A 10,756-nucleotide genomic window follows, 5' to 3' on the forward strand; every position below is an offset into this window, starting at 1 on the left:
TTGCGGTCGGTCGCGCCACGGCGTCGCCTTGCAGGACCGGGGGCATGAATCGCGGTGTCATCCAAGTTTTCGTTGGATGGACGGCCATCATGCCAGCGGGTGGGTGGTCTGGATTCGCGGGTAAACCCTGGGGGCGCAGGTTGTGAAAATCGTTATTCTTGTTAACAAATTGAGTTCACCATGCCCATGCCTTCCGAAGTGTCTTCCAACGCCGTGCTGGCCGCTCTCGACTTGCTGAAGATCGAGCACGACGCCGCGGTGACCCATGTGCGCCTGAATCGTCCGGCCAAGCGCAACGCGATCAACGATGCGCTGGTGGCGCAACTGCACACATGCTTCCTCCATCTGCCTGACAGCACGCGCGCCGTGGTGCTCAGCGGCGAGGGAGAGCACTTTTGCGCCGGGCTGGACTTGTCCGAGCTGGCCGAGCGCAGCGTTGCCGAGGGCATTGCGCATTCGCGCAGCTGGCACGCGGCCTTCGAGCAGATCCAGTTCGGCCGGGTGCCGGTGGTGGCGGTGCTGCATGGTGCGGTCGTCGGCGGGGGGCTGGAATTGGCGGCCTCTGCCCACATTCGCGTGGCTGAGGACTCCACCTTTTACGGGCTGCCCGAGGGGCAGCGCGGCCTGTTCGTGGGCGGCGGGGGCTCGGCGCGTGTGCCGCGGTTGATCGGGGTGGCTCGCATGACCGACATGATGCTCACCGGCCGCGTGCTCGATGCCGACGAAGGGCAGGCCGCCGGGCTGTCGCAGTACCGTGTGGCCCAGGGTCAAGGCTTGGCCAAGGCGATGGAGCTGGCGCGCAAGATCGCCAGCAATGCGCCGCTGTCGAATTTTGCGGTGATGCAGGCCTTGCCGCGCATTGCCGAGCTGTCGCAGCCGCAGGGGTTGTTCGTCGAGTCGCTCATGGCGGCCATTGCCCAGGGGGATGCGGCGGCCAAAGAGCGGATGCGCGCCTTCCTGGAAGGCCGGGCGGGCAAGGTGAGCAAATCATGACGCGCTACCGTGCCACGCCGGTTGGAGGCTGCTTGTCTGCGACGGTGGAATACCGTGCCGACGGCAGCGTCGTGCTGCGCTCCACCGAAGCCTTGCAGCCGTATCCGGCACGCCTGACCGACCGGTTGGAACATTGGGCCGAGGTGGCCCCCGATCGCTGTTTGGTGGCGCAGCGCGAGCACCGGCCCGATGGCAGCTTGGGCGACTGGCGGCGCATCTCATACCGGGACATGCTCGCGCGCGCCCAGGCCGTGGGGCAGGCGTTGGTGCAGCGTGGGCTGTCGCCCGAGCGGCCGCTGGCCATTTTGTCGGGCAATGATCTGGAGCATCTGACCTTGGCGCTGGGGGCGATGTGGGCGGGCATCCCGTACACGCCGGTGTCGCCAGCCTACTCGCTGGTGTCGCAAGACTTCGGCAAGTTGCGCCACATTCTGAACATCGTCACGCCGGGCTTGGTGTTTGCGGCCGATGCGCGCTATGGCCGCGCGATCGAAGCGGTGGTGGACCCGGAGGTGGAAGTCGTGCTGAGTTCGGGCGAGCTGCCGGGCCGGCGCGTCACTCCTTTTGCCGAGCTGCTGGCAACGACCCCCGGTGCCGCGGTGGAGGCGGCCCATGCGCAAGTGGGGCCGGACACCATCGTCAAGTTCTTGTTCACCTCCGGATCGACCAAGGCCCCCAAGGGGGTGATCAACACCCAGCGCATGTTGTGCGCCAATCAGCAGATGAAGCGGCAGGCCTTTGCCTTCTTGGCCGAAGAGCCGCCCGTGCTGGTGGATTGGCTGCCGTGGAATCACACCTTTGGTGGCAACCACAACACGGGGCTCACGATCTACAACGGCGGTACGCTGTACATCGACGAGGGCAAACCCACCGCCGAAGGCATTGGCGAGACGCTGCGCAACCTGCGTGAGATCTCTCCGACGATGTATTTCAACGTGCCCAAGGGCTTCGAGGCCATTGCCGCTGCGATGGAGCACGACGCGGTGCTGCGCGAGTCGCTGTTTCGCCGGCTGCGGGCCTTCATGTATGCCGGTGCCGGACTCAGCCAGGCCGTGTGGGATCAGCTCGACCGGCTGGCCGAGCGCACCGTGGGCGAGCGCATCCCGATGTTCACCGGCCTGGGCATGACCGAGACGGCGCCATCGTGCACGTTCGCGCTCAAAGCGGGCGAAGTCCGCTCCGGCCACATTGGCCTGCCCTGCCCGGGGGTGGAGGTCAAGCTCGTGCCCGACGGCGATGCGCGCTATGGCAAGACAGAGATCCGCTTCCGCGGGCCCAATGTGATGCCGGGCTACTGGCGCCAGCCGGCGCTCAGCGCCGAAGCCTTCGACGAAGAGGGCTACTACCGCACCGGCGATGCGGTCAAATGGGTGGACCCGGCCGACCCGCAAAAAGGCTTGCTTTTCGATGGCCGCATTGCCGAAGACTTCAAGCTTGCCACGGGCACGTTCGTCAGCGTGGGGCCGCTGCGCGCAAAGATCATCGCCCTGGGCGCGCCTTGCGTGCAGGATGCGGTGATCACCGGCCTGAACCGCGACGAGGTGGGCATGCTGGTGTTCCCGCGGGTGGACGAATGCGGCAAGTTGGCCGGACTCGGGCCGCAGGCCGATGCGGCCGAGGTGTTGCGGCATCCGGCGGTGCGTGCGTTTTTCCAAGCCTTGCTCGATCGCCTTTGGCGCGAAGGCACCGGCAGCGCCAATCGTGTGGCGCGCGCACTGGTGTTGGTGGATCCGCCGTCGATCGACCAGGGCGAGATCACCGACAAAGGCTCCATCAATCAGCGTGCGGTGCTGCAGTGCCGACAGGCCCTGGTCGAAGCGCTGTACCGTGCTGACGGCCACGACCCCGATGTGCTGCTGGCCCGCCAACACACCCAGGATGCAAGATGAAGATCGAAGGACAAGCAGCGCTCGTGACTGGCGGCGCCTCGGGCTTGGGGGCCGAAACTGCGCGTGAACTGGCCCGTCGCGGCGCCCGAGTGGCCGTGCTCGATGTGAACGAGGCGGCTGCGCAAGCCGTGGCCGCCGAAATCGGCGGGCTGGCGCTGCGCTGCGACATTACCGACAGCGGCAGCGTCGAGGCGGCGTTGGATGCGGCCGACCGGGCCCACGGACCGGCCCGCCTGTTGATGAACGTCGCCGGCATCGGCGGTGCGCGCCGTCTGGTGGGGCGTGATGGCATGCCGATGCCGCTGGAGGACTTTCAGCGCATCGTCCATGTCAACCTGGTCGGCACGTTCAACATGATCCGTCTGGCCGCAGCGCGCATGGTGCGCTTGGATCCGCTGGACGATGGCGAGCGCGGGGTGATCGTCAACACCGCGTCGGTGGCCGCCTTCGATGGCCAGGTCGGACAGGAAGCTTACGCAGCTTCCAAAGGCGGCATCGTGTCGTTGACATTGCCGCTGGCGCGCGATTTGGCGCAGTTCGGCGTGCGCGTGTGCACGATCGCACCGGGGCTGTTTCTCACACCACTGCTGCACGAGCTGCCTCAGGAGGTGCAGCAGTCGCTGGCGCAGGCCATTCCCTTCCCGAAGCGCTTGGGCAAGCCCGAAGAGTTTGCCCAGCTGGCCGCGCACATCGTCACCAACGCCTCGCTCAATGGCGAGGTCATCCGCCTGGACGGCGCGTTGAGACTGCCGCCGCGCTGAAAGAGCCGTCCGTCCCATCCTTCGAGTGAACCACCGACAGAGGAGACAGCCATGATCGATCGCAGACAATTTCTGGCCTATGGGGGCGCCGCCGTGGCCACCGGCCTTGGGCTGGCCCCCGGGGCGAGTCGGGCGCAGCCCATCGACACCGTGCGGGTGCTGTGCGGCTTTCCGGCGGGCGGCACCACCGATGCGGTGTCGCGTCGGGTGGCCGATAAGCTGCGTGGCAGCTATGCGCGGGTGGCGCTGGTGGAGAACAAGCCCGGCGCGGGTGGGCGCTTGGCGGTCGAAGAGCTCAAGCGCAGCCCCAATGATGGCGCTCATCTGCTGCTCACCCCCGCGGCGATGATCACGCTGTATCCGCACATTTACCGCTCGCTCAGCTACACGCCCGAGGACGTGACTCCGGTGTGCACGGCCGGCACCATCGTCTTCGGCTTCGGCGTGGGGCCGGCCGTGCCGGAGTCGGTGAAGGACCTCAAAGGCTTCCTCGAATGGGCCAAAGCCAATCCCGGCGGCGCGAACTATGGCTCGCCGGGGGCCGGATCACCGCCGCATTTCATCGGGGCCTTGCTGTCCAAGGAAAGCGGGGTGCCGCTCAACCATGTGCCCTATCGCGGCTCGGCCCCTGGCATCCAGGACCTGCTGGGCGGCCAGGTGGCCGCGTTCTCCTCGCCTGTGGGGGACTACCTGCCCCATTTGGCCAGTGGTCGCCTGCGCTTGCTGGCCACCTCGGGGGCCACGCGCTCGCGCTTTGCGCCCAACGTGCCGACCTATACCGAGCAGGGCTTCAAGGCGTTGGAGATGAACGAGTGGTACGGCTTCTTCCTCCCGGGCAAAGCCTCGCCCGAGGTGACCCAGCGTGCGGCCCAGGCGATCAAGGCGGCCGTGAGCTCCCCGGACGTGATCGAGGCCTTTGCCCAGCTGGGCGTGGAGGCGGGCGCCAACACACCAGCCGAGCTGGCCGCCGCGGTCAAGCGCGAGAACGCGGCCTGGGGCCCGATCGTGGCCCGCGTGGGCTTCAAGCCGGAGGCTTGATCGCCGATGTGGTCCTATGACCCGCCGCTGCGAGCGCTGCGCTTCGTCCTCGAGGATCTGCTGCATGCTCCCACGCGGTGGGCCCATTTGCCGCCCTATGCCGAAGTCGATGCCGCCACCGCATCGCAGGTCTTGCAGCAGGCCGGCCGCTTTGCGTCGGAGGTGTTGGCGCCACTGAACGCCGTGGGCGACCGCGAGGGCTGCGTGTGGGAGGCTGGGGCCGTGCGCACCCCGCGAGGCTTCCGGCAGGCCTACCAAGCCTATGTGCAGGGTGGCTGGCCGGCGCTGGCGTGCTCTCCCGCGTGGGGCGGCCAAGGTCTGCCCATGGCGCTGCATGTGGCGCTCAACGAAATGCTGCACGGCGCCAACCACGCCTGGGCCATGTATCCCGGCCTGGCGCACGGTGCTTACGCATGCGTGCTCGCGCATGGCACGCCCGAGCTGCAACAGCGTTACCTGCCGCGCATCGTCAGCGGCCAGTGGCTGGCCACCATGTGCCTGACCGAAGCCCAGGCCGGCTCCGACTTGGGGTTGCTGCGCACCCGGGCCGAGCCGGTGGGCGTGCAGGCCGGCGCGATCGACGCCGGGGGCGAGCTGAGGGTGTCTGGCAGCAAGATCTTCATCTCCGGCGGCGAGCATGACCTGACGGACAACATCGTGCACCTGGTGCTGGTGCGGCTGCCCGATGCGCCTGCGGGCAGCCGAGGGCTGTCCTTGGCGCTGGTGCCCAAGATCCTGCCCGACGGACGACGCAATGCGGTGCATTGCGACGGCCTCGAACACAAGATGGGCCTGCACGGCAGCGCCACTTGCGTGCTGCGCTTCGACGCGGCCACCGGCTGGCTGGTCGGCGAACCCCATCGCGGGCTGGCCGCGATGTTCGTGATGATGAACGCAGCCCGCCTGCTCGTGGGCGTGCAGGGGCTTGGGCATCTCGAAGCGGCGCGGCAAAACGCCTGGCGCTATGCGCATGAGCGGCACCAATCGCGCGCACCGGGCAGCCGCAGCGCCGCGCCCAGTGCCATCGTCGAACATCCTGCAGTGCGGCGCATGTTGTGGCGGCTGGAGGCGCTGACCCAAGGCCAGCGGGTGCTGGCCCTGGCCATGGCCTTGTGGCTGGACGAGGCCGAGCACCACCCCGAGCCGGCCCTGCGCGGCCGGGCTCGGCGGCTGGTGGAGCTGCTCACGCCCGTGGTCAAAGCCTTCTTCACCGAGACGGCCCACCATGCCGTGGACATGGCCTTGCAGGTCTGGGGCGGCCACGGCTACCTGCGCGACCATGGCATCGAGCAGGCCGTGCGCGACAGCCGCATCACCATGATTTACGAAGGCAGCAACGAGATCCAGGCGATCGATCTGCTGCAACGCAAACTGTTCGAGGATGGCTGCCATCGCTTTGCCGAGGCCATGGGCGTGATCGATCGCGAACTGCACCTCGCGCACGCTGCGGCCGCCGAGCTGGACGACGGCGCCGCGTTGCGACCCTTGGCGCAGGCCGTGCAACGTCAGGTGGACGCCTTGCGCGAGGCCACGGCCCGCCTTTACATCGCTCGCCGCGACGACCCCAGCTGGGCCTATCGCGTGGCCGACGACTACCTGCAGGCCTTGGGCTGGGTGTGGATGGGGTGGGCCTGGTTGCGCACCGCACGCTGTGCTGCGCAGCGCCGTGCCGAGCGCTGGTGCGCCACCCAGCTCGACGCCGCGCGCTATGGCCTGGAGTGGTTGCTGCCCGAGGCGGGTTGGCGTCTGCAGCACGTGGGGCGGCGCCACGCCGTGTTGCCGGCCTGGCCGCCCGAGTGAAGCCTCACGCCGGGGCCGTCTCTCCGGCGCTGCACACCCCCCCCCAACGCCATCCGCCTCGGCCTCAAGGCCGGCGGCCTGCGCCCGCTCTGGGCCGCCGGCCGAGCGCGTCTGAACTCCACCCGTCGGCGGCCAACGGCGCCGCGACGCCTGTTTGCAACCAAACCCTGCAGATGTAAACGCTGGTAATTCCACCGGGTTGGGGATACCGAAGGGAGGGGTCGAGGGCTCATACTTCGCGGCCACACGGGCAAGGACCCGCAAGAGACCCCCTTCAGGGAGGAGGCGCGAGATGACGGACTTATCCGACCTGGGCCAACTCGTGCGTGCGGCGCGGGCTGGCTATGAGCAACACGAACGGCTGCTGCGGCTGCACACGCCGTTGGGCCCGCAGGTGTTGCTGGCCGAGCAAGCCACCATCACCGAAAGCCTTGGCCCCATCCCAGGCTGCGTGGGCTTTCGCATCGAGATGACGGCCCTGTGCGTCAGTGCGCATCTGGATCTGGACGAACTCATTGGCCAGCCGGCCCGGTTGGAGCTGCTGACGGCCCGCAGCGAAAGCCCGCTGCGGCCATGGCACGGACACATCACGCAGGCCAGCCTGCTCGAAGCCGATGGGGGGTTTGCCCGCTATGGGCTGACCCTCGAGCCATGGCTGAGCCTGCTGGCGCACCGCGTGGACAGCCGCTGCTTCCAAGGCTTGAGCGTACAAGGCATCGTCGATCGGGTGCTGAGCCACTACCAAGGCCAAGGCCGGCTGGTGCCGGCGTGGCGCTGGGAGCTGGCCGATGCGCAGGCCTATGCCGAGCGCTCCTTGTGCATCCAGTACCAAGAAAGCGACCTGGACTTCGTGTCGCGGCTGCTGCGCGAAGAAGGCCTGTTTTGGTGGTTCGAGCACCACGCGGGCGACGACCCTGAGCTGGGCAGCCACACCCTGGTCATTGCCGACCACAACGGCGCGCTGCCGGCGGTGCAACCCCAGCACATCCGCTACACCCAGACCCTGGCCAGCAAGAGCGAAGACGGGCTGCACGCCTGGGCGCCGATGCGACGCAGCCACACCGCCCAAGTCGGTCTGGCCAGCTGGGACTACCGCAGCGTCGATTGGCGCCCGGTACACGCCCAAGCCGATGATGCCTGCGCCAGCGCCGGCACGGGTTGGTTGGACGTGCCTGGCGTCTACGCGTACGAAGACCGTGCCCAAGGCCAGCGCCTGGCGCGGCGCTGGCTGGAGGCCCTGAGCGCCCGGGCACATCGCGTGCACGGACGCAGCCGCGCGCGCCAGCTGCACGCCGCAGGGCACTTCATCCTGCAGGGCCACCCGGTCTGCGCGGCCGAGCCCTACGCCGTGCTGCGCGTGGTGCACCGCGTGCGCAACAACCTGGCCTGGGCGGCGCCGACGGGGTCCGAGGCGGCCGAAGCCGCGCCGATCTACGACAACGAATTCCAAGCGCTGCCGCTGAGCCAGCCCGTGCGCGCGGCCGTGCTCGACGACATCGAAGGCAGCGTGCTGCTGCAGCCACGCCCGACGGTGCACGGCAGCCAGACCGCGCTGGTGGTCGGCCATGCCGGTGCGGCCGTGCACACCGACCGCGACCACCGCATCAAGATCCAGTTCCACTGGCAGCGCGGCAGCTGCGCCAGTCACCGGCTGCCCAGCGACGACGGCAGCGACGATGCGCCGGCCAACGACGCCAGCGGCACCTGGGTGCGCGTGGCCGAGAGCTGGGCGGGCAACGACTGGGGCACGAACTTCATCCCTCGAGTGGGCCAGGAAGTGGTGGTGCAATTTCTCGATGGCGACATCGACCGCCCGGTGGTGGTGGGCGCCGTCTACAACGGCCGCGGCCGCACGGATGCCGCCGGCAACGACGTCAGCCGCGGCGCCAGCAGCGCCACGGGCAACGCGCCGGCATGGTTTCCTGGCAGCCGCAGCGAGACCGACGCTGCCTCGCAGCAGCCGCTGCAAGGCCACCAGCATGCGGCGGTGCTGTCGGGCTACAAAAGCCAAGAGCTCTCCCACAGCCAAGACGGCAGCGGCGGCTACAACCAACTCGTCTTCGACGACAGCGCCGGCCAAGGCCGCCTGGAGCTCAGCAGCACCCAGGCGCACAGCCAACTGCAACTGGGCCATCTGCTGCACCAAAGCGACAACCGGCGGCTGCACCCCCGGGGCTATGGGGCCGAGCTGCGCACCCAGGCCTGGGGCGCCGTGCGCGCCGGCAGCGGCCTGCTGCTGAGCGCTTACGCCCAAAGCGGCGGCTCCACCCAAGCCGGCTCGCAACTCCAAGCCCAGCAGGCCCTGACCCAACTCGGCCAAGGCCTGCAACGCCAGCAGGCCCTGGCGCACAGCGCACGCCAGGCCCAGGCGCACACCGCCGCGCAGCCGCAGCCATCGCAGCTGATCAACCACCAAGCCTGGCAGGCCGCGCTGCAAGAGCTGCAAGCCCACACCACCCATGGCCCCAGTGCCGCGCACATCGGCGGCGGCCAAGGCACGGTGCCGGCGTGGTCGCGCCCGCACCTGCTGGCATGCGCGCCGGCGGGGCTGGTGTTCACCACGCCGGCGCACCATCTGGTGGCCTGCGGCCGCAGCCTCAGCCTCAGCGCGGGGCAAGACCTCACGCAAACCGCCTGGGGCCAGGTCCAAGTCCGAGCCGCACAAGGCATCGTGGGCTACACGGTGGGGCGCGTCCAAGACGACAAGCAGCTCCAAGGCATCGCGCTGCATGCGGCCAGCGGGCCGGTGCAGGTGCGCGCAGCCAGCCACAGCGCACAGCTGGCCGCGCGCGGTCGTGTTGACGTGTGCAGCACCCAAGCGCACCTGCGGCTGCAAGCGCCCAAACAAATCCTGCTGGTGGGCGCAGGCTCGGCCCTCAAGCTCGAAGGCCCCAACATCACCCTCACCACGCCTGGGCCGGCGCAATTCCGCGCCACGCTGCGCAGCCTCCAAGGCCCCGCCAGCGCCAGCGCCACCCTGGACTTGCCCAAGGTGGGGACTTTGGCGCCCTGCCCCAGCCGAGTTCGGGAGGTCGCCGCGCAAGGAGGGAGTGCACTGTGAGTGCTTCGGTGCTCCCTGTGGCCGACGGCTTCGACCCACGAACCTTTGCACGAGAGGTGGCCACCGCGCGCGCTGTCGAGCTGCGACAGCGCATGCGAGACTGCCATGCGGGGGTGTTCGTGCTGATCGACCCCGTGCTGGGCGATCCCGTGTCGCGTGATCCGCTGCCTGAGGGCCTGAGCCCCAACGAGCTCAACGACCTGCGCAGCCAACTTTGGGGGCGCAGCACCCACGGGCTCGAACTGCCGCAGGGCGTGGCGCTGGAGACCAGGCTTGGGCCCTATCTGATCGAGCTCGACGGCCCGAATGATCCCTGGCTGGAGGTCACCGTCGGCTGGGCGGTCCAAGAAGCCGTCGCCAGCTGGACCGACACCCGCAGCGCAGGCACACCTCACCGCGTGGGCGGCTGGTTGCAAAGCGCGGCGCACGTTTCGGTGCTGGCCACGATGCTGTCGGCCTGGCTGAAGCTGGACACCGATGCGGCTACGACGGCGCGCTACCTGCGACTGGCCGACCGCCGGGTGTGGGGTTTGGCGGTGCACGTGCTCGGGGCCGAACACATCGCGCAGCGACTTGCCCCCATCCACTGCTGGCACTGGCTGGACCCCCATGCGACCTGGCAACGACTGCAAGCCGCCACCCCAGCGGCGGCGTTGCACGACATCGCCCCCCAGCCGCTGGCACGCTTCAGCCGCAAGCAATGGGCCGTGATGATGCAAGGGCCGGCCATCCACCGGTACCTTGCCGAGGAGCAGGCCCGCCGTGTGAGGAGCGCCAACGCGCCTGGGCTGGTGCCGTCGATGCCGGTGAGCGATGCGTTATGGCAAGCTGCCCTGGCGCACGCCAGTCTCGAGAACAAAACGAATCAGGAAGGACCTTCCCCATGAGCGCTCCTTGCCGCTTTTGCCACAAGAGTGGACTGTTGCTGCTGCTATTGCGTCCCAGCCCGCTGGCGCTGCACAGCGCGCTGCAGCCGCCGGGGGCGGCCCACACCCGTGTGGATCCGGAGCTGGTGGCGCCCTTCGTGCCTGAGGGGCTGACGCAAAGCCGCCCGGTGCTGCGCCTGCTGCGCGCCGGCTATGTGCACTTGTACATCCCCAAGACCGATCGGTGGTACAGCTGGCGCGTCACCCCCGAAGCCCACCTGCTGGGGCCAGATCACCCGGCCTTTGAGGTGCCCTCGGCCGACACCGTGTGCACCCGCCCCGAGCACA

The 10,756-nt window shown here is 68.8% G+C and carries 8 protein-coding genes; all 8 read left to right on the plus strand.

The features are described 5' to 3' along the window. Window positions 1-180 precede the first annotated feature (180 nt). A complete protein-coding gene (locus F615_RS0108240) occupies window positions 181-993 on the plus strand; it encodes a crotonase/enoyl-CoA hydratase family protein (protein ID WP_019560705.1) in 813 nt (270 codons plus the stop codon). Next, window positions 990-2,882 (plus strand): feruloyl-CoA synthase, encoded by a 1,893-nt coding sequence (locus F615_RS0108245; protein ID WP_019560706.1) that lies wholly within the window; start codon window positions 990-992, stop codon window positions 2,880-2,882. Before F615_RS0108240 ends, F615_RS0108245 begins: the two co-directional genes overlap by 4 nt. Next, window positions 2,879-3,643: an SDR family NAD(P)-dependent oxidoreductase gene (locus F615_RS0108250; protein WP_019560707.1), complete on the plus strand. Its 765-nt coding sequence runs from the start codon at window positions 2,879-2,881 to the stop codon at window positions 3,641-3,643. Before F615_RS0108245 ends, F615_RS0108250 begins: the two co-directional genes overlap by 4 nt. Window positions 3,644-3,694: 51 nt before the next feature. After that, the gene (locus F615_RS0108255) at window positions 3,695-4,681 is read left to right on the plus strand and encodes a Bug family tripartite tricarboxylate transporter substrate binding protein (protein WP_019560708.1); all 987 of its coding nucleotides are present in this window, start codon (window positions 3,695-3,697) and stop codon (window positions 4,679-4,681) included. A 6-nt stretch (window positions 4,682-4,687) separates the two neighbouring features. Continuing rightward, the gene (locus F615_RS0108260) at window positions 4,688-6,481 is read left to right on the plus strand and encodes an acyl-CoA dehydrogenase (RefSeq protein ID WP_019560709.1); all 1,794 of its coding nucleotides are present in this window, start codon (window positions 4,688-4,690) and stop codon (window positions 6,479-6,481) included. Window positions 6,482-6,773: 292 nt separating this feature from the next. Then, window positions 6,774-9,542 (plus strand): type VI secretion system Vgr family protein, encoded by a 2,769-nt coding sequence (locus tag F615_RS0108265; protein ID WP_019560710.1) that lies wholly within the window; start codon window positions 6,774-6,776, stop codon window positions 9,540-9,542. Next, window positions 9,539-10,429, plus strand: coding sequence for a DUF4123 domain-containing protein (locus F615_RS0108270; RefSeq protein ID WP_019560711.1), 891 nt, complete (start codon window positions 9,539-9,541; stop codon window positions 10,427-10,429). The genes F615_RS0108265 and F615_RS0108270 overlap by 4 nt, the downstream gene beginning before the upstream one ends. Beyond that, window positions 10,426-10,756: toxin VasX (locus F615_RS0108275; protein WP_026330147.1), on the plus strand; the 331-nt coding region annotated here is incomplete at its 3' end. The genes F615_RS0108270 and F615_RS0108275, both read left to right, overlap by 4 nt.

This window comes from Caldimonas manganoxidans ATCC BAA-369 (genome assembly GCF_000381125.1).
GTDB classification, from domain to species: domain Bacteria; phylum Pseudomonadota; class Gammaproteobacteria; order Burkholderiales; family Burkholderiaceae_C; genus Caldimonas; species Caldimonas manganoxidans.